Source organism: Labrys sp. LIt4 (genome assembly GCF_017813775.1).
Lineage (GTDB): Bacteria > Pseudomonadota > Alphaproteobacteria > Rhizobiales > Labraceae > Labrys > Labrys okinawensis_A.
The window spans coordinates 1-24,043 of sequence record NZ_JAGIPY010000001.1 but is presented as its reverse complement, the minus strand read 5'-3'; the positions used below and the strand labels follow the sequence as shown (position 1 = coordinate 24,043).

The following is a 24,043-nucleotide window of genomic DNA, read 5'->3' as shown; positions in this document are numbered from 1 at the left end:
AAAACGCTATGGATCAGGTCTTGTCCGACTTGCCGCCCTGCATCTGCTCCTTGAGGGCGAGCAGCTTGGCGAAGGGCGAGTTCGGATCCGGCGCGCGATTGGAGTCGCGTCCTCCCTGCGGCTTGGAGTCGCTCGACCAGTTGCGCGGGCGGTCGCCGCCCCGCTCCTGCCGGTCGGGACGCGGACCGCGATCGGGGCGCGGGCCGCGATCGGGACGGGCATCGGCCCGGGGCCGCCCGCCTTCGCCGCCCGGCTTGCGCTCGCCGAAGCCCCTGTCCTCCCGCGGCCGGCCATTGCCGCGATCGTCGCGGCGCGGCCGCTCGAAGCGGTTGGGCCGCTCGCCCTGCCGGGCCTCCGCGCCTTCGGCGGGCGCTGCGCCTTCCGCCGGTGCCGGGCGGCCACGGCGGAAACCGCCCCCTGCCTCCGGCTTGCGCTCGGCGCCCGGCTGACGGTTGCCCTGCTGGGAACGGCCGTGATGATGCGGGCGCTGATGCCGCTCGAAGCGCGCGGGGCGCCAGACCTCGATCTCCGGCACCTCCTCGACCACCGCCTCGGCAGCGGGCGTCTCGGAAGAGGCTTCGGCAGCGGTAGCAGCCTCGGCACCTTCGATGCTCTCGCTCACTTGCGCGGGCTCTTCAGAAGCCGCAGCCTCGGCTCCGGCCGTTTTCTCCGCCGGTGCTTCCGCGGCCTGGGCTTCCGCGGCTTGGGTTTCCGAGATCTGAGCTTCCGAGGGCTGGATTTCCTCCGCTGGCGCCTCATCGCCAGAGATGGCTTCCTGGGGCGATTCGCTCATCACCTCTCCGGCAGCCTCGGCGACTTCCTGGAAGCTGTGCTCATGCGGCGGCGAACCGATAGCCTCCATCGCATCGATCTCGGCTGGCGTCGGGGCAGCGTCCTGGCTCGGTGCGGCGGCTTCCGCGCCCTCCGTCGCCTCGGATGCGGCAGCCTCGACGGGCGCGGCCGGCTCGGTCGGCGCCGGCAGCCGGATTTCCTGGGTGATCGCCGGGCCCTTGCGCTTGTCCGAGCGATAGCCCAGGCCCCGCAGGATCGAGGCGAAATCCTCGCCCGAGCAGCCGACCAGCGAGGTCATCTGCACGGTGGCGACGAACCCATCGCCATCGGCCGTGCCGGCCGGCGGCTGTCCCACCGTGGTGCCGGGGCGATAGGCGATCGCCGGGCGAATGAGGTCGGCGAGACGCTCGAGAATATCGACGCGCACCGCCCGCTCCCCGCAGACGCGATAGCCGACCAGGCGATAGAGGCCCTTGTCGATGGTCTTGTCGGCCGGCATGGAGGTGCGGCCGGACGCCGCCAGATGCGGGATTTCGTCGAGCCCCTTCTGGTCGAGACCGCCATGGGTCAGGGCCCAGAGCTGGGCGGCGAGCGCACGGGGCGCCGGCTTCATCAGCATCGGCAGATAGATGTGATAGGCCCCGAAGCGCACGCCATGCTTGCGCAGCGAAGCGCGCTGGTTCTGGTCGAGCTGCTTGAGATCCTCCGCCACCTTGGAGCGGTCGAGCACGCCGAGCGCCTCGACGAGCTGGAAGGCGATGCCCTTGGCCAGTCCCTGCAGGTCCTCGGCCTTGTCGAGCAGCAGCAAGGGGCCGAGCAGGCGGGTGATGTGGTTGCCGATCCAGATGTCGAGCCGCGTCTGCACGGAATCGCGCGCAGGGCCGGTCAGCTGCTCGTCCGCCAGCAGGCGGATGCGCGGCGTCAGCGGCTTCTCACCGCCGATGAGCTTGGCCACCGGCTCGCCGATCCAGCGCACGGTGCCATCGGCCGCCAGGGCGAATTCGGTATCGGGCGCCTGCGCGAATTTCTGGGCGCGCGCCTCGATCTCGCCTGCCAGAGCCTTGGCCGCCGCGGCCCGCAAGGCGCGGCCGCTTTCACCGTCACCGGCACTCGGGTCGGGCGCGAACTGGAAACCCTGCAGCGTTCCGACATGCTGCCCTTCGACAATCACATCGCCGGTTTTGGTAATTTCAGTCTCAAGCATAGCGTTTTCTCTAAGGCGCCGCATCAGCACGCTGGTGCGACGGTCGACAAAGCGTTGGGCAAGCCGTTCATGCAATGCGTCGGAGAGCTTGTCCTCCACACTGCGTGTGACACCTTGCCAATGAGCGGGGTCTTTCAGCCAGTCAAGCCGATTTGCCGCAAAAGTCCAGGTTCGGATATGGGCGATACGTGTGGAGAGCGTATCGATATCGCCGTCGGTCCGATCCGACATGGCGACCTGACGGGCGAACCAGTCGTCCGGGACCTTACCCTCCCGCATCAAAAATCCATAGAGATTCGTGATGATGTCGGCATGGGAATGAGGGGAAATCTTGCGATAGTCCGGCAGCCCGGCCACTTCCCACAGGCGCGCCACCGCCTGCCCGCCCTTGGCGAGACGCCGGACCTCCTCGTCACGGGCGAGGATGGAGAGCGCCCGGATATCGTCGGCATCGGGAGCCCGGGTCAATCCCTGCTCCTCGGGCGTTGCCGACAGCGAGGCCTGCAGCGCCTCCAGCGAAGAGAAATTCAGGGCCGGATTGCGCCACTGCAGCACTTTCACGCTGTCGAAGCTGTGGCCCTCGATGGCTTCCACCAGTTCCGGCTCGAAAGGATCGCAGCGCCCGGTCGAGCCGAAAGTGCCGTCGCGGACATGGCGCCCGGCGCGCCCGGCGATCTGGCCGAACTCGGCCGGCGTCAGGCGGCGGAACTGATAGCCGTCGAATTTGCGGTCGCCGGCGAAGGCGACATGATCGACGTCGAGATTGAGCCCCATGCCGATGGCGTCGGTGGCGACCAGGAAATCGACGTCGCCGTTCTGATACATCGCCACCTGCGCATTGCGGGTGCGCGGCGACAGCGCTCCCAGCACCACGGCGGCACCGCCACGCTGGCGGCGGATCAGTTCGGCGATGGCATAGACCTCGTCGGCCGAGAAAGCGACGATGGCGGTTCGCCTCGGCAGGCGGGTCAGCTTGCGGTCGCCGGCGAACAGGAGATGGGACAGGCGCGGCCGGGTCACGATATTGACGCCCGGGATCAGCTTCTCGACGATCGGTTTCATGGTGGCCGAGCCGAGCAGCAACGTCTCATGCGTGCCGCGGCGATTGAGCAGCCGGTCGGTGAAGACGTGTCCACGCTCGAGATCGGCGGCGATCTGGATCTCGTCGAGCGCCACGAACGGCACTTCCAGATCGCGCGGCATGGCCTCCACCGTCGCCACCCAGTAGCGAGCCTTGTCCGGCTTGATCTTTTCCTCGCCGGTGACGAGCGCCACGAACTCGGCCCCCACCCGCTCCACCAGCTTGTTGTAGACCTCGCGCGCCAGCAGGCGCAGCGGCAGGCCGATGATGCCGGCGCCATGGCCGAGCAGGCGCTCGATCGCCAGATAGGTCTTGCCGGTATTGGTAGGCCCCAGCACAGCTGTAACGCCGCGTGAGCGCACGGATGGAGGCAGGATGGGAGGCAGCATCAAGGTCGGCGGTCTTTCGGGCGTCATCTTGTGGAGCAAAGCGCGTTTGAGCGGCACCGCTTCAGCGCTCTAACTCCTTGTTTCGGCACGTCTTTGCGATTCGGCGCCGGCCCGCCAATCGCAAGACGCCTTTGGGACAGCCGGAGCGCCCCGGATTCAGGATTCGCCAGACACCCAATGCCCCGCGACGTCAAGGAAATACGCGCTTTGCGCGCATTTCCTGCATTCTGGTACCAGACGCATCTGGTTCTGTCTCGCCATGAAACGCAAATATGGGCGTGAATGGACGAAAATTTAACCCCCCGAACGGGGCTCGAACGAAAGGCGCCCGAATCGCTGCCCGGGTCGAATTCGCACTCCGTTCGCCTGTCGTCGGAGGTGGGCCGCCATCGGCGTTGTGGTTCCGGCAGGATTAAGCGTTAGCGGGCCAAAGCGGATGGAGGCGGGGGACGCGTTTCCCATTCTGGGCCAGGCTTTCGGCCTTGCACGGCAGGCCATTAACGTTTGGAACGCTGTTTGAACGAAGCGGGAGCGAATCACCGACCGTCCCGCCGCGCCGCGTTCCGCGATCTTCCGGCATCCCCCCTGCCGACCTGGCCAGCGTCGCACCGGCCATCTCGCCTCCAAGGAATGGGCCGCAGGCACCGCCTGCCGGCCGGAACGGGTTAATTCCCGAAATGGGCCGCCGCCCCTAGAGCAAAGCGCGTTCAAGCGTAAACGCTTATTTGCTCTAGCTCATTGTTCTGACGCGTCTTTGTGATTCTAGGTGACCCCGTCTAATCGCAAAACGCTCTAGGTTTTCCGCAACGCGGCTTAAGGCCTGGTACGCGCCTGGAACAAAGGGCGCCCGAATCACCGACATCGTCGGGCAGCAAAACGGGCCGGTCCTGAGACCGGCCCGCAAACCATGCGTCTTTCGGGGTGGCGAAGCGCGCCCTTACCAGCGGTGCCAGCGGCGATGACCCCAACCCCAGCCGCGATGGTGATAGTAGCGGGGGCGGTAGTAGGGGCGATAATAAGGCCGATAATAATGCCGCCGGTAATAGGGACGGTAATAGGGCCGGTAGAAATAGCGGGGCCGCCAATAGTTGCGATAGCGTACGCAGCGTCCCCAGCGATTGGGGGTCCAGCCGCGCGGGCAACCCCAGCGTATATCCTGCACCAAGCCGGCGGCCTTGGTCTGGCCGGCGGGCGCTACAGGCATGGCCGACGAAGTCTGGACCGTGGCGAAGAAGCCAATCGCAGCAAAGCAAGCTGCGAAGATCAACCCAATGGGCGTTCTCATCCCGCACTCTCCTTGAACGTCTTGCAATTCGTCGGAACCGCAAAGACGTGCCAAAAATACGAACTCGAGCAAAGAAGCGTTCTTGCCAAAACGCGCTTTGCTCCCGTCATTTCTGATCATAAAAAATTAGCAAGGAAGAGCTGAACCGTATCTGAACGGCGCAGACCTGCGTTTCAAAGCGGAACAACTGGGTTCGATTTACGACGGCACCTTAAGGAAGCGAACGGCACCTGAACGAAAGGCGAGCGAATCAGCCTTCCCGGCGATTGGTATCGGCGCCGATCCGGCGCAGGCGCTCCTTGACGCCGGCCAGCTCGGCCGACATCTCCTGCACGCGCCGGCGAAGCTCGTCGGCAATGCGGGCCGCCGTCGCCGGATATTCCTCCAGCGTGCGCCTGAACATCTGGCGCGACACACGCAGCACCACGCTGGCCTCCCGCGCGATCGCGGTGGTCGGCCGGCGGGTTTCCGACAAGAGGGCCATCTCGCCGATCAGGGTACCGGGCCCGACAATGGCTGTGGCGACGTCATCGTCGATCAGGGTGATCGCGCCCGAAGCGACGACGAAGCCATATTCGGAGATGTCGTCCTTGCGAAACAGCGTGTCGCCGGCACGCAGCCGCCTCGTCTCGGACGAGAAGGCAAGCAGGCGCAAGGCATCGCGGTCCATGGCGCGGAACAGCGCCACCCGTTCGAGCAATGCCATGTCGTCTTCGAGTGCCACTGGCGACCTTGAATTCGAGAAGAATTGGAGTTCTGGAGGAAATGTGCCGGTTCAGGGTACGAGCTTGTAGCCGCCGCCTTCGGTGACCAGCAGTGCCGCGTTGGAGGGGTCCTTCTCGATCTTCTGGCGCAGGCGGTAGATATGGGTCTCCAGCGTATGGGTGGTCACGCCCGAATTATAGCCCCAGACTTCCTGCAGCAGCACGTCACGCTGCACGGCCTTCTGGCCGGACCGGTAGAGATAGCGCAGGATCGAGGTCTCCTTCTCTGTCAGGCGGACCTTGGAGCCCTTGTCGGTCAACAGGAGCTTGGAGGCGGGCTTGAACGTGAAGGGCCCGATATTGAACACGGCGTCCTCGCTCGTCTCGTGCTGGCGCAGATGAGCGCGCACGCGCGCCAGCAGAACGGCGAAGCGGAAGGGCTTGACGACATAGTCGTTCGCGCCGGCTTCGAGGCCGAGAATGGTATCGGCATCGGAATCATGGCCGGTGAGCATGATGATCGGCGACTTGAAACCGTTCTTGCGCAGAAGCTTGACGGCTTCGCGCCCATCCATGTCGGGCAGGCCGACATCCATGATCACCAGATCGAGATGGTCGGTCTTGGCGATCTGGACAGCACGGCTGGCGGATTCGGCCTGATCGATCTCGAATTCGTCATAGAGCGCCAATTGCTCGGCCAGCGCCTGGCGCAGTTCATTATCATCGTCGACGATCAGAATTTTGCGGCTGCCGGACATGACATTCCCCAGAAGGCGAAAGCGATCGATCAGGAGAAATCTGCCTGGGCGCTCGGGGGGCGCGGCAGGAAACCCGGTATGCTTTCGCGCTTTGAATACCAAAGCAAGGCGCGCTTTGAGGAAACCGCCCTTGCTCCAGCTCTTTGTCTTGACGCGCCCTTGCGAATCTTGGTGGTTCCGACAAATCGCAAAACGCCTTAGCGCTCTATCGCATTATGATGGCGTGCGCCATGATTTGTGAATCACGGGACTGCACTTTCGACAGGGATTTGCGGTGAAAAAATTGGAAGTCGGCCTTTGAAGCGTAAGATCGATCTCATTCGCGTGCAGGCATCCCCCTTGTCGCGTAGCCGCGGCCGCCTGACGGTGGGCGGGGTTTCCTACCCTTGCGTGCTGGGCCGCAGCGGCGTCGCGGCCACCAAGCGCGAGGGGGACGGCGTCACGCCCCGGGCCGCGCTGCCGCTCCGCGGCTTGTTCCAGCGGCTGGACCGCGCGCCCCGCATTCCCAGCCAGCTGCCCTTCCGCGCCATCCGTCCGCAGGATGCCTGGTGCGACGACGTCTGCGACCGGCGCTACAACACGCTGATCCAGCGCCCCCTGGACCAGAACGCGGAGGAGAGGCTGGCGCGCGGCGACCGGCTCTACGATGTGATCGTGCCGCTCGGCTGGAACGATGCGCCGATCGTCAAAGGGCGGGGCAGCGCCATCTTCTGGCATGTCTCGCGCGAGAACAACGCGCCGACCGCCGGCTGCGTCGCCGTGACGCCGGCGGTGTTCCGCAAGGTGCTGCCGCGATTGTCGCGCCATGCCGTGATGATCATCGACTGACGATCCCGATTCTTGGCGGCGAGGGCAGCGTGACAGACGATACCCCTATGCGCGAGGCTCGTTCACACCGGCGCTTTACCGCGTCTCCCTTTCCGCTATTTCTTCGCCTTCTCCTTGGAACATCCGCAATGAAACGCCTGGCTTTCGGCATAGCCGCCCTCATCGTATTCCACGCCTTGCCCGCCCACGCCATCGATTGCAGGAAGGCCTCGACCTCGATCGAACGCCGCATCTGCGCCAACAAAGCGTTGCGGCAGGCTGACGCCGCCATGGGCGCTGCCTATGCCAGGATCCTGAAGGCCAGCCAGGATCCCGAGATCCGCGCCATGCTGATCGAGAGCCAGAAACACTGGCTGGCGCGGCGGGATCTTCGCCTCGACCAGGAGGACGGGGCGGAAAACGCCGACGATTCCGACGGGGAAGCGCCTAGGAACAATCTGCTCGCGGCGATCGAGGCGCGCACCGCCGATCTGACCGACGTCTCCAAGACCGATCCCAAGCTGCCGCGCCTGATCGAGATCGCAAACAAGCAGCGCCGGTTCAACGCCCAGTTCACCGGCGGCCCCTTCGCGGGCTACCGGGCGGATTGCGACTTTCTTCCGAGCGGCAACGAGCAGATCTATACCTGCCTGGGAACGCGCAGCTACCAGAACAAGGACCGGGTCTGCTCCGTGACGACCGACTTCGCCACCAATGCGCTCTACACGACCCAGACGGTGGCCGAGGTTGTGGATGGCAAGCTCAAGACCATCGCGACCTGCGGCGACGAGAACGGCAACAGCCCCTGTCCCGGCGGCGAGCCCTCCGCCGACCGGCGTTGGACCCTCCAGCCGGCCGCAACCGTCAATGCCAGCGGCACGGGCACGCCGCCATCCAAAATCAGCGCCGATCTCGGTGAAGATGAAGACAGCCCCTGGCTGCGCGCCTGCCTGACCGACAAGAGCTATCCCCTCGCCGATCCTGCCAGCGACGGAAGCAAGAAATAGCCGTCCCACACCTCCCAACGAAGTATTATCGCAATAAGATCAACGGACTATGTCGGGCTTGTCATTCCCGCGCCGCCGCAAGCGGCGGAAAGGGAATCCAGGGGCTAAAGGGATATATGTGTGGCCCCTGGATCTCCTTCCCGAAGCGAGGCTCCGCCGGGGATGACATGCGCGATTTCCCGAAAAGCCCGGAGAAGGGCTCAGCGCGTCCCGAAGATGGCGCTGCCCACCCGCACATGGGTGGCGCCGACCTCGATGGCGGTCTCGAAATCGCTCGACATGCCCATCGAGAGCAGCGCAAGCCCGTTACGGCGCGCAATCTTGGCGAGCAGGGCGAAATGCGGTCCCGGCGACTGCTCGAAGGGGGGAATGCACATCACCCCGTCAATGGCGAGGCCGTAATCGTCGCGACAGGCAGCGATGAAGGCATCCGCCTCATGAGGCGCGACGCCGGCCTTTTGCTGCTCCTCGCCGGTATTGACCTGCACCAGCAGGCGCGGCGCCCGCCCCTGCCTGGCGATCTCCTTGGCCAGGGCCTGCGCCACGGAGGGCCGATCCACCGTATGGATCACGTCGAACAAGGCCACCGCTTCCTTGGCCTTGTTGGACTGCAGCGGGCCGATGAGATGCAGCTCGATATCAGGATAGGCGACCTTGAGGGCCGGCCACTTGCCCTGCGCCTCCTGCACCCGGTTCTCGCCGAAGACGCGCTGGCCTGCGGCGAGCACGGGCTCGATCGCTTCCGGCCCGAAGGTCTTGGAAACGGCGACCAGGGTCACCGAACCGGGAGGGCGCAGCGCATCGGCTTCAGCGCGGGCGATGGCGAGGCGAACCTCCGCAAGGCGGGCCGGAGCGTCGGACATGGGATGATTTCCAGAGAGTGGCGAAAGGGAGAAACAGGCCTCCGACATAATAGGACAGGCGGGCCATGGCTACCGGAACCTCGCCGGGCCGTGCTAAAAGCCCTGCATCCATGGATGAGGGTTGCGTAGGGAGGGCAGGCCGATGACGCGGTTCGAGGCGGCCAAATCGATCTTGGCAAGACGGCATATCTTGGCACGAAGCACCCTGGCGGCGCTCCTGATCTGCGGCATGGGTCAGGCCGCTTCCGCCGTCGATATCGGCCCGACCACGATATCCGTGCCGGTCTTCGGCATCCCACTCGACATTCCGATCCAGGCCTCCCTCGACAGCAAGAACGAGAGCGACGGCGTCAGCCTCGACCTCGCCGTCACCGGCGACCTGAAATCGCTGCAGGACAATGCCCTGGCGATCGCCCGCAAATTACCGTTTCCCGAGGATGCCTGCGCCCGCAAGGGCCCCAATCTCGTGGTCAACTCCATCGACAGCGCCCATATTCGGGCCGAAGGCGAGACGGCGGTGATCGACGTCGCAGGCAAGGTGACGGCCTGGGGCTGCGCCAAGGTGCTGGGGCAGAAGATCAAGACCAAGATCGCCACCGACAGGATCGCCATCACCATCCCTGTCGAGCTCTACATCCCGACGCCGCGCCAGGTCGCCCTGCGGGTGAAGGGAGAAGCCACGATCAAGACCGGAGATCCCGAGATCACGGAGATCGCGACAGCCCTGCTCGGCAATCTCAACCAGCGCTTCACTGTTGCCGTGGCCAAGGCTCTCGACGAGGACAAGGCCCGGGCCTCCGTGCCGGCGATACCGGGCCTCGACGTCAAGATCCAGCAGGCCGTGTTCGCCCAGGACCAGGACAAGCTGCTGGTCAAGGCCAGGGCCGACGGCCACGCCACTGCCGCTGCCTTCCAGAGCCTGATCGGGCTGGCAGCCAAGAAGGCGCCGTAAGCATTGCCTGGAAAAAAGGGGCCGGATATCTGGGTCAGGCCCGGCAATGACAAAAGCCGGGCCAATTCAATTCATGTGTCCACGGCCGAACCCAGGCCGCCTCAAAGCTGCTGCTTGAGCGTTTCCTGCACGGCCGAATCGAAGGAATCGGCTGTCTTTCTTCCCGCTTTGGCGCGCTCGGCCGCCACGAAGGCATCACGCTTTCGATTGATCTCGGCGAGCTTCTCCTGCAGTCCCTTTCGCTTGGCGAGCTGTTCTTCGACATAGGCCTTGCGCTCGGCCTCGGACTTGCCTTGCAGCACCTTGGGCAGCGCTGAAAGCGCAACCTTGTCGAGGCTCTGGCGGCCATTGGCGATGTCGGCGGTGAGATCGCCCTCCCCCGTCACCACCTCCTTGGGCCCGGCCTTCTTGCTGTAGAAGCTGGAATTGTCGACCTGGGCCGGTGCCGGCGCCTGCTTGCGCAGGTCCATCTTGTTGCGGACGGCCTGCTGCCTTTCGCCATCGCCATAGGGCAGCACGGTGTCGTCGAGCGATTGCTGCAGCTGCAGGATGTCCTCGTCATAGGGAGTGGGGATTTCGACGATCTGCCCGCCATCCTGGGGGATCGGCAAATAGCGGCCATTGCCGCGGTGGGCGATGTCCTGCCAGATCTGGCGGGTGTCGCCGGCATCGCCGGCCTGGACCGTGTTGACCACGATGCCCTTGGCCACGGCCGCCTTGACGACTTCGGGATAACGCGGCGCGTTCGGATAATCCATGTGCGGCGGCGCATCTCCCACCAGGAAGATGATTTTGCGGGTCTGTCCGCCGCTGTCCCATTGCAGGCTGCGGACAGCCTTGTCCAACGCTTCGTTCACGGATTCGGGCGTGTCGCCGCCGCCATCGGCGGTGTATTGAACCAGATCGCCATAAAGCCCCTGGATGTCGCCGGTGAGGGCATGGACGTCGGTGACATAGGCATCGCCGCGGTCGCGATAGCCGATCAGGGCCATGCGGATCTCGGCGTCCGGATTGGCATCGACGATGGCATTGGCGATCGACCAGATCTTGCGCTTGGCGCCGTCGATCAGGCTCGCCATCGAGCCGGTGGTGTCGAGCACGAAGGCAACCTCGACGCGCGGGCGCGGCTGCGGCTCCGAGGCCGCTTGGGCAGGCAGGATCGGCGCGGCGAGCGCCAGCAGGCTGGCCGTCGCAAAAGCGAGGCGAAGAGCGGATTTCACGGCGTATCTCCCGGGCGTTCTACAATCGAGTCGCGATACGCCAAGCTCCCCGCCGATGATGGCAAAGTCGGGCTATGGCTGTGGCGCAAGCACGGCGAAGCGCCCGTCCGCCCATCTTCTGTTTCGCACGGAACACACCGCGCCGGCCCGGTTTGGCGCATGCCGGCTTGCCATCCCCTGTCACAGGTTCGAAGGTGGGCTCGCCGCCGCTCGAGCGGCATGGCCCGCCATTCTTCAGGCGAGACCAGACATTGAGGAGAGGAAATTTTCGATGAAACGATTGATGGCGGCCGTCCTGCTGGCCGCGGGCGCGTTCCTGGCTTCGCCCGCCAATGCGGCGCCGGAGAAAGTCATTCTCGACACGGATTTCTCGACGATCGGCGATGACGGCCAGGTGCTGATCATGGCGGCCCAGTTGCAGAAGGACAAGGCGATCGACCTTCTGGGCATCACCGTGGTCACCGGCAATGACTGGCTGAAACAGGAAGTCGCCGATGCCCTACGCGCCGTCGAGCGCCTCGGCATCGAGGACAGGATCGGCGTCTATGCCGGCGCGAACCTGCCCCTCGTCCACGATCCCAGGAGCTTCGAGCATGAACGGGCCCTTTTCGGCTTCGGCGAAAGCTACAAGACCTCGTTCCATCGCCCGCAGCCCAAGGACGCCGACCTGATCGCCCCGCCGGACGGCTTCGCCAAGAAGGCCAAGCTGCGCAAGGAAGATGCCGTCGACTTCATCGTCGACACGGTCAAGGCCAATCCGCACGAAGTCTCGCTCCTGGTGATCGGCCCGGCCACCAACATTGCCTTGGCGATCCGCAAGAACCCGGAAATCGTGCCGCTGATCAAGCGTATCGTCTACATGGCCGGCGCGGTCGACGTGAAGGGCAACACCACGCCCGCCGCCGAGATGAATGTCTGGATCGATCCGGAAGCCGCCCGCATCGTCATGCGCGAGCCGATCGAGCAAGCCCTCATTCCCCTCGATGTCACCGACATCACCCAGATCGCCAAGCCCGAGTTCGATCGTCTCACCGCGGGCGACGGCCCGATCCAGAAACTCTTCCGGGACAGCTGGATGGCCAAGAAATTCGCCAAGGACGACAAGGCCAAGGCCAGCGTGTTCGACACGCTCGCCCTCGCCTATCTGGTCGATCCCGGCTTTGCCACCAAGGTCGAGGATCTCTATATCGACGTCGACGTGGCGTTCGGACCGGGCTATGGCCGCACGCTCGGCTATTGGCAGAAACAGCCGACGGACCTCCTGCAGAAGGTGAAAGTCGTCAAGCAGTTCGACAACAAGCGCTTCTTCGATTTCTACGTCGATCTCCTGACCCGTCCTGTGCCGGTCAAGCCGGCACCCTAGGCGTGGGCCGCCTTCCACCAACGGTATTGATGCTTGACCGACCAAGCGTCGTCATTGCGAGCGTAGCGAAGCAATCCAGGCTTCGTAGGCGCGGTGGCCCTGGCTCCTGGATTGCTTCGCTACGCTCGCAACGACGCGTGAGCCAAACATCGCGGCCGCTGGTATTACGACAATTTGGCGGAACAGGCCTGGGGCGGGTGTGGCGATCTCCAGACCGGCACACCAGGTTTCGGCCGTTCCACCCGCGAAAAACCGGTCATCTTCAGGCCTTGGAAAGGAGACGAGGCTAGCTTTGCACCGCCGCGCCCGCTAAAAGCGGCGCTTCCAATGTCACTCATCAGGTGACGTCTCAACGCTGAGTTCCCTTCCCCATGACCACCGAGCGCTATAACGCCCGCGACGCCGAGCCCAGATGGCAGAAGATCTGGGCCGACCAGGCGATCTTCGAAACCAGGAATGAGGATCCGCGTCCGCGCTACTACGTGCTCGAGATGTTCCCCTATCCCTCCGGGCGCATCCATATGGGCCATGTGCGCAACTACACCATGGGCGACGTGGTGGCGCGCTATCGCCGGGCCAAGGGCTTCAACGTGCTGCACCCGATGGGCTGGGATGCCTTCGGCATGCCGGCCGAGAATGCCGCGATGCAGAACAAGACGCATCCGGCCAAATGGACCTATGCCAATATCGACACCATGCGCGGCCAGCTCAAATCGATGGGCCTGTCGCTGGATTGGAGTCGCGAGATCGCGACCTGCGATCCCTCCTATTATCGCCACCAGCAGGCGATGTTCCTGGATTTCCTGGCGGCGGGCCTGGTCGAGCGCAAGGTTTCCAAGGTCAATTGGGATCCGGTCGACCATACGGTGCTGGCCAATGAGCAGGTGATCGATGGCCGCGGCTGGCGCTCGGGCGCCCTGGTCGAGCAGCGCGAGCTGACCCAGTGGTTCTTCAAGATCACCGATTATTCGCAAGACCTGCTCTCGGCGCTGGACACGCTGGATCGCTGGCCGGAGAAAGTCCGGCTGATGCAGAAGAACTGGATCGGCCGCTCCGAAGGCCTGCAGGTGCGCTTCGAACTCGACGCGGCCACGGCGCCGCAGGGCGAGAACGAACTGCTGATCTACACCACCCGCCCCGACACGCTGTTCGGCGCCAAGTTCATGGCGATTGCGGCCGATCACCCGCTCGCCAAGGCTGCCGCCGCGAACGATCCGGACCTGGCTGCCTTCATCGAGGAGGTCAGGCGCACGGGCACCTCGGCAGCCGTGATCGAAACGGCCGAGAAGAAGGGCTTCGACACCGGCATCCGTGCCGTGCACCCCTTCGACCCGGACTGGAAGCTGCCTGTTTACGTCGCCAATTTCGTGCTGATGGACTACGGCACGGGCGCCATCTTCGGCTGCCCGGCCCATGACCAGCGCGACCTCGACTTCGTCAATGCCTATGGCCTGGGCAATACACCGGTGGTGTGTCCGCCCGACCAGGATCCGGCCAGCTTCGTGATCACCGACACCGCCTATGACGGCGAAGGGCGGATGATCAATTCGCGTTTCCTCGACGGCATGACCATCGAGCAGGCCAAGGAAGAAGTGGCCCGCCGGCTGGAAGGCCGGACGCGCGGCAATGCGCCCGTGGCCGAGCGCAAGGTCAATTTCCGCCTGCGAGACTGGGGCATCTCGCGCCAGCGTTATTGGGGCTGCCCGATCCCGGTGATCCATTGCGAGGTCTGCGGGGTGGTGCCGGTGCCCAAGAAGGACCTGCCAGTCCGGCTGCCCGACGACGTCACCTTCGATCGGCCCGGCAATCCGCTCGACCATCATCCGACCTGGCGCCATGTCGACTGCCCGCAATGCGGCAAGCCTGCGCGCCGCGAGACGGACACGATGGACACCTTCGTCGATTCTTCCTGGTATTTCGCGCGCTTCACCGATCCGTGGATCGAGACGGCGCCGACGGTGCGCAAGGAAGCCGATGCCTGGCTGCCGGTCGACCAGTATATCGGCGGCATCGAGCACGCCATCCTGCATCTGCTCTATAGCCGCTTCTTCGTGCGCGCCATGAAGAAGACCGGCCATGTCGGCCTGGACGAGCCCTTCAAGGGCCTGTTCACCCAGGGCATGGTGGTGCACGAGACCTATCGCGCTGGTAACGGCGAATGGGTGGTGCCGGCCGACGTGCGCATAGAGGGCGACGGCGCCGAGCGCCGCGCCTTCAACAACCGCACGGGCGAGCCGGTCGAGATCGGCTCGATCGAGAAGATGTCGAAGTCGAAGAAGAATGTCGTCGACCCCGACGACATCATCGCCGACTATGGCGCCGACACCGCCCGCTGGTTCATGCTGTCGGACTCGCCGCCCGAGCGCGACGTGATCTGGACCGAGGACGGCGTCCAGGGCGCCGGCCGCTTCGTGCAGCGCATCTGGCGCATCGTCAACGAGATCGCCGCGCATGCGGCCGCTGCCGCGGGCCCCGCCGCAAGCGAGGACGACGTCCTCGCCGTGCGCAAGGCGGCACACCGGGCCCTGGCAGCCGTCGAAGGCGACATCGAACGCCTCGGCTTCAACCGCTGCGTGGCGCATATCTACACGCTGGTGAACAGCCTCGGGCGTGCGCTGGACGGCTGCAAGAGCGGCGAGGCGGTGCCTGCCAATCTCGCCGCCGCGCTGAAGGAAGCCGGGGTCATGCTGGTGCAGCTGATCGCGCCGATGATGCCCCATCTGGCCGAGGAATGCTGGAGCGTGCTGGGCTGTCAGGGCCTGGTGGCTCAGGCCCCCTGGCCGGTGGCCGATCCCGCTCTGCTGGAGGACGACACCGTCACCCTGCCGGTGCAGTTCAACGGCAAGAAGCGGGCCGATCTCACGGTGCCGAAAACGGCATCGCCAAAGGAAGTCGAAGCTGCCACACTGGCGAACGAAACCGTCCAGCGCGTGCTGGAAGGGCGCGCTCCCAAAAAGATCATCGTGGTGCCGGGAAGGATTGTGAATGTCGTCGTCTAACCAGACCTCGCGCCGCAGCGCATTGTTCGCCCTCGCCCTTCTTCCGGCCGTGATGCTGGGCGGCTGCTTCCGTCCGATGCTTGCCGAACCCGGCGATGGCTCGCCCGGGCTGAAGAACAGGCTCGCCGCCATTGCCATCGATCCGGTCGACGACCGCGTGGGCCAGCAGGTGCGCAATCGTCTGTCGTTCAATCTCACGGGCGGCGCCGAGGCTCCGCCGCCGCGCTACCGGCTGGTGCTTGCGACGTCGTCCTCCTCCGATTCGGCCCTGGTCGACGCGCTGAACGCCACGCCGCAGATCGACACCGTGACGCTGACGACCGATTACACGCTGCTCGATCCAGCCACCGGCAAGATCCTGCTCAAGGCGAAGAATTTCACGCGCAAATCCTATAATTCCGGCCTGCAGCGTTTCGCTACCGTGCGTGCGCGGCGTGATGCGGAGAATGACGCGGCCGACGTCATGGCCGACCAGATCCGCCTGAGGTTGGCGACTTGGCTTGCCAACCATCCCTGATGGCTGATTGACCCATGGCCTCCATCGAACGGCGCGCCGTCGATGCCTTCATCAAGAAACCGGACGCTCATTTCGCGGTAATCCTGGTCTATGGGCCGGATACCGGCTTGGTGAGCGAGCGCGTCCGTGCGCTGGTGGCAGCCTCCGTCGACGATGTCGAGGACCCCTTTCAACTGGTTCGCCTCGACGGCGACGAGATCAGCGGCGACCCGGCCCGCTTGGCCGACGAAGTCTTCACCATTCCCTTGTTCGGAGGGCGCCGCGCCGTACGCCTGCGCGCCGGCAGCCGCAATATCGTGCCGGCGGTCGAGCCCGTGCTCGCCAACCCGCCGACAGCCTGCCGGGTAGTGATCGAGGCAGGCGATCTCAAGAAGAATCATGCCCTGGTCTCCCTGGTGGAGAAATCGCGCGCCGGTGCGGTGATCGCCTGCTTCGGCGACGAAAGCGCCAATATCGGCCAGATCATCGCCGAGGAAGTCGCCAATGCCGGCCTCACCATCGCGCCCGAAGCCCGCGAGACGCTGGCCGGGCTTCTCGGCGGCGATCGCCTGGCGACCCGAAGCGAGCTGAAGAAACTCACGCTCTACGCCCACGGTGCCGGGCGCATCGAGCTCAGCGACGTCGAGGCCGTGGTGGGCGATGCCAGTGCGCTCGCCACCGACGAGATCATCGATGCGGCCTTTTCCGGCCGAGCCGACCTGCTCGACCTGACCCTGGCCAAGGCCTGGAACGAAGGGGTCAACACCTCGCAGCTGGCGGGGACCGCCCTGCGTCATGCTCTCCTGCTTCATCGCCTGCGGGGAGAGGTGGAGAAGGGCCGTCCTGCCGCGGCGGTCGTCGATTCCATGGGCATGCAGGTGCATTTTCGCCGCAGGGCAGGCGTATCGGCCCAGCTCTCGGCCCTGACGATGGCGAGGCTCGACCGCATCGTGGCCGATCTGTCGGAAGCCGTGCTCGAAGCCCGCCGCAATGCCACCCTGGGGCAGGCGATCGTCGCGCGTGCCTTGATGCGGATCGCCTTGATGGCCAAGGCCCGGCGGTAGCTCGGAGCGCGCCATCCCCAGTGTGGCGAGATGCCGGCGATGCCGCAGATCGGGCGCCCTGCTCCGGCCCCGTTACTTCAGGATCTTGGTCTGGTCGATATAGAAAATCTTGTCCGGCAACTGCAGCTTGCGGTCGATGCCGGAGATCGTCACCGTGGTGTCATAGCCCTGCGGATCGGTGACGGTCCACTGCTTCAGCTCGTAGTTCGGCGCCGGAAATGTCAGCTGGATGCGGGACTTGCCGCCGCTGGCGGCCGAGCCTTCCTCCAGGATGACGCTGATGCCGGCCGGCTCGTTGCCGACGGCCAGGACCTTGGAATCCTCGATCAGGTCGAGCCTGCTGGCCAGCAGGAAGCGCAGCGGCGTCTGCTTGATGAAATAAAGGTCCTGGGTATTGAGCTTGCGGTTGCGCACCGCCACCGAGGTACCGTCGGCCAGGAGTTGCAGCGAAGACGGCGGGTCATAGTCGAAACGCATGCGCCCGGGCTTGGAGACCCAGAACTTGCCGGTGATCCGCTTGCCGTCAGAGCCGACCTGCACGAAATTGCCGGAGAAGAACTTGATATTGTTGAAATAGCTGTCGACCCGGTCGAGCGTCGCCTTGTCGGCCGGGCTCAGCGCCTTGGGATTGACGCGATGGGTGTCGATTTCCAGCGGCTGATTGGCGGCGACCAAGTCGGCCGGCGGCAACGCATCCGCGGGAGCAGGCGCCGTTTCGGCGGGTGGTGTGCCTGCCTCGTTCTGCGCATAGGCGGTGCCGGCCAGCAAGGACAGGCTCAGGGCGACGAGAACGGTACGGGCAAAAGGCATTGCAAACTCCGAAGCGGCCGATCTGCGGGGCCGGAACCGGCACCGTGCAACAGAATGGGCACATTCCATATGGAATGTGCCCTAAAGCGTGTCTATGGCCTTTTAGCGACTTTGTGACAACAAAGCCGTGCAGAAGCCGCGATCAAATATGGATCGCGCGGCCTTCGACGGCCAGCGCCGCCTCCTTGACGGCTTCCGACATGGTCGGATGCGCGTGGCAGGACCGGGCGAGATCCTCGGAGGAGCCGGTGAACTCCATCAGCACCACGCCCTCATGGATCATTTCGCCGGCGCCGGCGCCAAGGATATGCACGCCGAGCACGCGGTCGGTGGTCGCATCCGCGATTACCTTGACGAAGCCTTCGGTGGTGCGGTTGGCGCGGGCACGGCCATTGGCGGTGAAGGGGAACTTGCCGACCTTATAGGCGATGCCGGCCGATTTGAGCTCTTCCTCGGTCTTACCCACCGAGGCGATCTCGGGATAGGTATAGACCACCGCCGGAATGACGTCGTAGTTCACATGGCCGTGCTGGCCAGCCAGGATCTCGGCGACCGCAATGCCCTCATCCTCGCCCTTATGCGCCAGCATCGGCCCGCGCACCACGTCGCCGATGGCATAGATGCCGGGGACGTTGGTGGCGAAATGCTCGTCGATGATCACGCGGCCGCGCTCGGTGACGACGCCGGCCTCTTCCAGGCCGAGGCCATCCGTATAAGGGCGGCGGCCGGTGGCGACCAGGACGATGTCGGCTGCGATGGTCTCACTATCGCCCCCCGCCACAGGCTCCACCGAGACGACGGCACCCGAAGCGCCGGTCTCGACGCCGGTAACCTTGGTGGCGAGCTTGAACGCGATGCCCTGGCGGCCGAGCAGGCGCTGGGCCTGCTTGGCGACCTCGAGGTCCATGCCGGGCAGGATGCGGTCGAGGAACTCGACCACCGTGACCTCGGCGCCGAGGCGGCGCCAGACCGAGCCGAGCTCGAGGCCGATGACGCCGGCGCCGATGACGACCAGCTTCTTCGGCACGGCAGCGAGCTCGAGCGCGCCCGTGGAGGAGACCACGGTCTTCTCGTCGATGGTGACGCCAGGGAGCTGGGCAACGTCCGAGCCCGTGGCGATCACGATCGACTTGGCTTCCAGCGTTTCGACCGAGCCGTCCTCGGCCGTCACCTCGACCTTGCCGGCGGCAAGGATCTTGCCGGTGCCGCGATAGGGCGTGATCTTGTTCTTCTTGAACAGGAAAGCGACGCCCTGGACGTTGGCGTCCACGGTCTCCTGCTTGTGCTTCATCATCTGGCCGAGATTGAGCACGGGCGCCGGCACCTCGATGCCGAAGGCCTTGAAGCCATGCCCGGCCTCGTCGAACAACTCGGAGGCGTGCAGCAGCGCCTTGGAGGGGATGCAGCCGACATTCAGGCAGGTGCCGCCATAGGTGGCGCGCTTCTCGACCACCGCGACATTCATGCCGAGCTGGGCGGCCCGGATGGCGCAGACATAGCCGCCGGGGCCGCTGCCGATAACGACGAGATCATGAGAGGGCATGGGGAACTCGCTTCTGGGTGTCGTCCCGGGGGTTTCCTCACAAGCTTTGCTTGTGAGCGGCAGCGCAAAGCGGTGCTACGCAGACCCGGGACCGTCATCAGGATGAGGAATATTCGGCACGCGATCCCGGATCTGCGGCGCAACATTGCATGTTGCCCCGCGTCCGGGATGACAGCTGTTACAGGTCCAGCACGAGGCGAGCCGGATCCTCCAGGCTCTCCTTGACGCGCACCAGGAAGGTGACCGCCTCCTTGCCGTCGATGATGCGGTGATCATAGGACAGCGCCAGATACATCATCGGGCGCGCCACGATCTGGCCACCGACCACCATCGGGCGCTCCTGGATCTTGTGCATGCCGAGGATGGCCGACTGGGGCGCATTGAGGATCGGCGTCGACATCAGCGAACCATAGACGCCGCCATTGGAGATGGTGAAGGTGCCGCCCTGCATCTCCTCGATCTTGAGCTGGCCGTCGCGGGCACGCTTGCCGAAATCGGCGATGGTCTTTTCGATGCCGGCAAGGCCGAGCGTCTCGGCATCGCGGATCACCGGCACGACGAGGCCCTTGTCGGTGCCCACGGCCACGCCGACATGGCAATAGTTCTTGTAGATGATGTCCTGCCCGTCGATCTCGGCGTTGACGGCCGGCATCTCCTTGAGAGCCTGGGTGCAGGCTCGCACGAAGAAGGACATGAAGCCGAGCTTCACGCCGTGCTTCTTCTCGAACAGGTCCTTGTACTGGTTGCGCAGCGCCATCACGTTGGTCATGTCGACCTCGTTGAAGGTCGTCAGCATGGCGGCGTTTGCCTGGGCTTCCTTCAGGCGGCGGGCGATGGTCTGGCGCAGCTTGGTCATGCGCACGCGCTCCTCGCGCGCGGCATCGGCCGGCGGAGAGGCAACGCGCGGGGCTGATGGCGCCGGAGCGGCGGCGGGAGCCGGAGCGGGAGCAGCGGCCGGGGCAGGCGCCGCAAGCACGTCACCCTTGAGCACCTGACCGCGGCGGCCGGAGCCTTCGATCTGGGCCGGGTCGAGCCCGCGATCGGCAGCGATCTTGGCCGCGGCGGGCGAAGGCGGCGCAGCGGGAGCGGCCGGTGCGGCGGCGGCCGGCGTTGGCGCGGCCGGAGCCGGCGTCGGGGCGGCAGGCGCCGGAGCAGGCGCGGCCGCCGGGGCAGCAGCGGCGCCGGAACCCGCGGCGATGGTGCCGAGCGTGGCGCCCGGGCCGACCGTCTCGCCGGTCTTGGCCAGGATTTCGCCGAGCACGCCGGCGGCGGGGGCGTTGACTTCCAGCGTGACCTTGTCGGTCTCGAGCTCCACCAAGGGCTCGTCGGCCTTCACGGCTTCGCCAGGCTTCTTGAACCATTTGCCGATGGTGGCTTCCGTGACCGACTCGCCCAGGGTCGGCACCTTGATTTCCGTCGCCATGATCTTACGCCCGCCTGCAGGCGCCCTCTTTTTCAAAGCGTTTTGCGATCCGGGGGTGCCCACGATCGCAAAGACGCGTCCAAACAAAAGTCAGAACAAGGAAGCGTTTTCACCAAAACGCGCTTTGCTCCGGGGAGTTGCAACAGGCGGGACCAAGTCCCGCCTGCCGATGCGAAGTGAGCCCGTCAGATCGTCAGGGCCTCGTCGGTGAAGGCCTGCAGCTGGGCCAGATGCTTGGACATCAGGCCCGTCGCGGTCGCCGCCGAGGCCGGCCGGCCGGCATAGGCGGCGCGCTTGGCCTTGGTGCCCGCCTGGCCCAGCACCCATTCCAGATAAGGCTCGACGAAGGACCAGGAGCCCATGTTCTTGGGCTCTTCCTGGCACCAGACCACATCGGCCTTGCGGAAGCGCGACAGCTCGTTGGCCAGCGACTTCAGCGGGAAGGGATAGAGCTGCTCGACCCGCATCAGATAGATGTCGTCGATGCCCCGCTTCTCGCGCTCGTCGAGCAGGTCGTAATAGACCTTGCCGGTGCACAGGATGACGCGCCTGATCTTCTCGTCCGCCACCAGCTTGGTGGAGGAGTTGCCGAACTGGGCATCGTCCCACAGAATGCGGTGGAAGGTGGTGTCGGCCCCCATCTCGCTGAGCTTCGACACGCAGCGCTTGTGGCGCAGCAGCGATTTCGGCGTCATCAGGATCAGGGGCTTGCGGATGTCGCGCTTGAGCTGCCGGCGCAGGATGTGGAAATAATTCGCCGGCGTCGTGCAGTTGGCGACCTGCATGTTGTCCTCGGCGCACATCTGCAGGAAGCGCTCGAGGCGAGCCGAGGAGTGCTCCGGCCCCTGGCCTTCATAGCCATGCGGCAGCAGGCAGACCAGCCCGGACAGGCGCAGCCATTTGCGCTCGCCCGAGGAGATGAACTGGTCGAACACCACCTGGGCGCCGTTGGCGAAGTCGCCGAACTGGGCCTCCCACAGGGTCAGCGCCTTGGGCTCGGCCAGCGAATAGCCATATTCGAAGCCGAGCACGGCCTCTTCCGAGAGCATCGAGTTGATGACCTCGTATTTGCCCTGGCCCTCGCGGATATTCTTGAGCGGCGTGTAGCGCTTCTCCGTCTCCTGGTCGATCAGCACCGAATGGCGCTGGGAGAAGGTGCCGCGCTCGCAGTCCTGGCCGGACAGCCGCACCCGGTGGCCCTCGTCGCAGAGCGTGCCGAAGGCCAGGGCCTCGGCCGTCGCCCAGTCGATGCCTTCGCCGGTGTCGATCATCTTGCGCCGGGTTTCCAGGAAGCGCTGGATGGTCTTGTGGACCTGGAATCCTTCGGGAACCGTGGTGAGCGCATTGCCGATGGTGGTGAGCTTGGCGACGTCGACGCCGGTGGCGCCGCGGCGCGGATCGTCGTCGGTCGCGCCGATGGCGCGCAGGCCCGCCCATTGCCCGTCGAGCCAGTCGGCCTTGTTGGGCTTGTAGGCCTGGCCGGCCTCATATTCGGCTTCCAGGCGCGCGCGCCAGTCGGCCTTCATCTTCTCGACTTCGCCGGCGGTGACCACGCCGGTCTCGATCAGCCTGTTCGAGTAGAGCTCGACCACGCCCGGATGCGAGCGGATCTTGCGGTACATCAGGGGCTGGGTGAAGCCCGGCTCGTCGCCCTCGTTATGCCCGAAGCGGCGATAGCAGAACATGTCGATGACGACGGTCTTGTGGAAGGTCTGGCGGAACTCCGTCGCCACCTTGGCGGCGAACACCACCGCCTCGGGATCATCGCCGTTCACATGGAAGATCGGCGCCTCGATCATCTTCGCCACGTCGGAAGGATAGGGCGAGGAGCGCGAATAGCGCGGATAGGTGGTGAAGCCGATCTGGTTGTTGATGATGAAATGCATCGAGCCGCCGGTGCGGTGGCCCTTCAGGCCCGACAGGCCCAGGCATTCGGCGACCACGCCCTGGCCGGCGAAGGCCGCATCGCCATGGATGAGCAGCGGCATCACCTTGGCGCGGGAATCGGTATCGCCATGCTGGTCCTGCTTGGCGCGCACCTTGCCGAGCACCACGGGATCGACGATCTCGAGATGGGAGGGGTTGGCCGTCAGCGACAGATGCACCTTGTTGCCGTCGAACTCGCGGTCCGACGAGGCGCCGAGATGGTACTTCACGTCGCCGGAGCCTTCCACGTCGTCGGGCGCGTAGGAGCCGCCCTTGAACTCGTGGAAGATGGCGCGGTGCGGCTTGCCCATCACCTGCGCCAGCACGTTGAGACGGCCGCGATGGGCCATGCCGAGCACGATGTCCTGCACGCCGAGCGCGCCGCCGCGCTTGATGATCTGCTCCAGCGCGGGAATGGCCGATTCCGAGCCGTCGAGGCCGAAGCGCTTGGTGCCGGTGTATTTGACGTCGATGAACTTCTCGAAGCCTTCGGCCTCGATCAGCTTGGACAGGATGGCGCGCTTGCCCTCGCGGGTGAAGGTGATCTCCTTGTCCGCCCCTTCGATGCGCTGCTGGATCCAGGCCTTCTGGGCGGGATCGGAAACATGCATGAACTCGACGCCGAGCGTCGAGCAATAGGTGCGCTTGAGGATGGCCTCGATCTCGCGGACGGTGGCGAATTCGAGCCCCAGGACATGGTCGATGAAGATCTTGCGGTCGAGGTCGGCCTCCGAGAAGCCATAGGTCTGCGGATGCAGTTCCTCGTGGTCGCGCGCTTCCTGCAGGCCGAGCGGATCGAGATTGGCGAACAGATGGCCACGCATGCGATAGGCGCGGATCAGCATGATGGCGCGCACCGAATCGCGCGTCGCCTGCAGCATGGCCTCGGACGAGATGGTCGCGCCCTGGGCATCCGCCTTGGCCTTGATCTTCTCGCCGACCTTCTTCTCGATCTGGCCCCAATTGCTGTCGAGGGCCGAGACGATTTCACCATTGGCCACGATGGGCCAGTTGGGCTTGGCCCAGCTTGCGCCGCGCGCATTCTTCTCGACGATCGCCTTGTCGTCGGCGAGACCGGCAAAGAAGGCCGCCCACTCGCTGTTGACCGAGGACGGATTGTCCTCGTAGCGCGCATAGAGATCTTCGAGATACTCGGCGTCGCCGCCATAGGCGAAGCTTTGCAGGTTCCTGTCGTCTTGACGATCCATCGTCCCGTTCCTTCGGTTCTGAAGGCCGGGGCAATGGCCCCGGCCGGATCTCAGCCCCTTGATGTCAACCCTTCAGCAGTTCGGTGAGCGTGGTGCCGAGGCGTGCCGGGGAGGGAGAGACCCTGACGCCAGCGGCTTCGAGGGCGGCG

General features: G+C 65.1%; 17 protein-coding genes. 7 read left to right on the top strand and 10 right to left on the bottom strand.

The window, feature by feature from the left end; translation table 11 throughout:
* Positions 1 to 13: 13 nt before the first annotated feature.
* The 4 genes from J8I29_RS00085 to J8I29_RS00070 all read right to left on the bottom strand — a co-directional run bounded on the left by J8I29_RS00085 (position 14) and on the right by J8I29_RS00070 (position 6,213).
* On the bottom strand, positions 14 to 3,466 hold the full coding sequence (locus J8I29_RS00085; protein ID WP_209430558.1) for a helicase-related protein: 3,453 nt from the start codon (positions 3,464 to 3,466) through the stop codon (positions 14 to 16).
* Positions 3,467 to 4,403: 937 nt separating this feature from the next.
* On the bottom strand, positions 4,404 to 4,751 hold the full coding sequence (locus tag J8I29_RS00080) for a hypothetical protein (RefSeq protein WP_209430203.1): 348 nt from the start codon (positions 4,749 to 4,751) through the stop codon (positions 4,404 to 4,406).
* A gap of 250 nt (positions 4,752 to 5,001) precedes the next feature.
* A complete protein-coding gene (locus J8I29_RS00075) occupies positions 5,002 to 5,457 on the bottom strand; it encodes a cyclic nucleotide-binding domain-containing protein (RefSeq protein WP_245196516.1) in 456 nt (151 codons plus the stop codon).
* A gap of 69 nt (positions 5,458 to 5,526) precedes the next feature.
* Complete coding sequence (locus J8I29_RS00070) at positions 5,527 to 6,213, bottom strand: response regulator transcription factor (RefSeq protein WP_105864259.1); 687 nt, start codon at positions 6,211 to 6,213, stop codon at positions 5,527 to 5,529.
* A gap of 297 nt (positions 6,214 to 6,510) precedes the next feature.
* Here J8I29_RS00070 and J8I29_RS00065 point away from each other — a divergent pair, with 297 nt between their 5' ends.
* Together J8I29_RS00065 and J8I29_RS00060 are read left to right on the top strand one after the other, a co-directional pair.
* Positions 6,511 to 7,041, top strand: a complete 531-nt coding sequence (locus tag J8I29_RS00065; protein WP_209430201.1) for a L,D-transpeptidase family protein — start codon at positions 6,511 to 6,513, stop codon at positions 7,039 to 7,041.
* A gap of 128 nt (positions 7,042 to 7,169) precedes the next feature.
* A complete protein-coding gene (locus J8I29_RS00060) occupies positions 7,170 to 8,027 on the top strand; it encodes a lysozyme inhibitor LprI family protein (protein WP_209430200.1) in 858 nt (285 codons plus the stop codon).
* A gap of 200 nt (positions 8,028 to 8,227) precedes the next feature.
* Here the strand turns inward: J8I29_RS00060 and J8I29_RS00055 are convergent, their stop codons facing one another.
* Positions 8,228 to 8,938, bottom strand: a complete 711-nt coding sequence (locus J8I29_RS00055) for a YggS family pyridoxal phosphate-dependent enzyme (RefSeq protein ID WP_209430199.1) — start codon at positions 8,936 to 8,938, stop codon at positions 8,228 to 8,230.
* A gap of 94 nt (positions 8,939 to 9,032) precedes the next feature.
* Between J8I29_RS00055 and J8I29_RS00050 the strand changes: the two genes are divergently transcribed.
* On the top strand, positions 9,033 to 9,842 hold the full coding sequence (locus tag J8I29_RS00050) for a hypothetical protein (RefSeq protein WP_105864254.1): 810 nt from the start codon (positions 9,033 to 9,035) through the stop codon (positions 9,840 to 9,842).
* 101 nt (positions 9,843 to 9,943) lie between these two features.
* On the opposite strand, the gene J8I29_RS00045 is transcribed toward J8I29_RS00050, so the two are convergent.
* Positions 9,944 to 11,062 (bottom strand): vWA domain-containing protein, encoded by a 1,119-nt coding sequence (locus J8I29_RS00045; protein WP_209430198.1) that lies wholly within the window; start codon positions 11,060 to 11,062, stop codon positions 9,944 to 9,946.
* Positions 11,063 to 11,333: 271 nt separating this feature from the next.
* On the opposite strand from J8I29_RS00045, the gene J8I29_RS00040 reads away from it, so the two are divergent.
* The 4 genes from J8I29_RS00040 (at position 11,334) to holA (ending at position 16,984) form a co-directional block, all read left to right on the top strand.
* The gene (locus tag J8I29_RS00040) at positions 11,334 to 12,425 is read left to right on the top strand and encodes a nucleoside hydrolase (protein WP_209430197.1); all 1,092 of its coding nucleotides are present in this window, start codon (positions 11,334 to 11,336) and stop codon (positions 12,423 to 12,425) included.
* A 371-nt stretch (positions 12,426 to 12,796) separates the two neighbouring features.
* Positions 12,797 to 15,424 (top strand): leucine--tRNA ligase, encoded by a 2,628-nt coding sequence (gene leuS / locus J8I29_RS00035; protein ID WP_105864251.1) that lies wholly within the window; start codon positions 12,797 to 12,799, stop codon positions 15,422 to 15,424.
* The gene (gene lptE, locus J8I29_RS00030; protein WP_209430196.1) at positions 15,411 to 15,941 is read left to right on the top strand and encodes an LPS assembly lipoprotein LptE; all 531 of its coding nucleotides are present in this window, start codon (positions 15,411 to 15,413) and stop codon (positions 15,939 to 15,941) included. The genes leuS and lptE overlap by 14 nt, the downstream gene beginning before the upstream one ends.
* Before the next feature lie 14 nt (positions 15,942 to 15,955).
* On the top strand, positions 15,956 to 16,984 hold the full coding sequence (gene holA / locus J8I29_RS00025; protein WP_209430195.1) for a DNA polymerase III subunit delta: 1,029 nt from the start codon (positions 15,956 to 15,958) through the stop codon (positions 16,982 to 16,984).
* 72 nt (positions 16,985 to 17,056) lie between these two features.
* Here holA and J8I29_RS00020 read toward each other — a convergent pair whose 3' ends face one another.
* The 4 genes from J8I29_RS00020 to J8I29_RS00005 form a co-directional block, all read right to left on the bottom strand.
* The gene (locus J8I29_RS00020) at positions 17,057 to 17,794 is read right to left on the bottom strand and encodes an outer-membrane lipoprotein carrier protein LolA (RefSeq protein WP_181161293.1); all 738 of its coding nucleotides are present in this window, start codon (positions 17,792 to 17,794) and stop codon (positions 17,057 to 17,059) included.
* A 142-nt stretch (positions 17,795 to 17,936) separates the two neighbouring features.
* Positions 17,937 to 19,337 (bottom strand): dihydrolipoyl dehydrogenase, encoded by a 1,401-nt coding sequence (gene lpdA, locus J8I29_RS00015; protein ID WP_105864247.1) that lies wholly within the window; start codon positions 19,335 to 19,337, stop codon positions 17,937 to 17,939.
* Positions 19,338 to 19,515: 178 nt separating this feature from the next.
* Entirely contained in the window at positions 19,516 to 20,760 is a 1,245-nt protein-coding gene (gene odhB, locus J8I29_RS00010; protein WP_209430194.1) for a 2-oxoglutarate dehydrogenase complex dihydrolipoyllysine-residue succinyltransferase, read from the bottom strand.
* 185 nt (positions 20,761 to 20,945) lie between these two features.
* Positions 20,946 to 23,894, bottom strand: a complete 2,949-nt coding sequence (locus tag J8I29_RS00005; RefSeq protein WP_105864245.1) for a 2-oxoglutarate dehydrogenase E1 component — start codon at positions 23,892 to 23,894, stop codon at positions 20,946 to 20,948.
* Between the last annotated feature and the right edge of the window lie 149 nt (positions 23,895 to 24,043).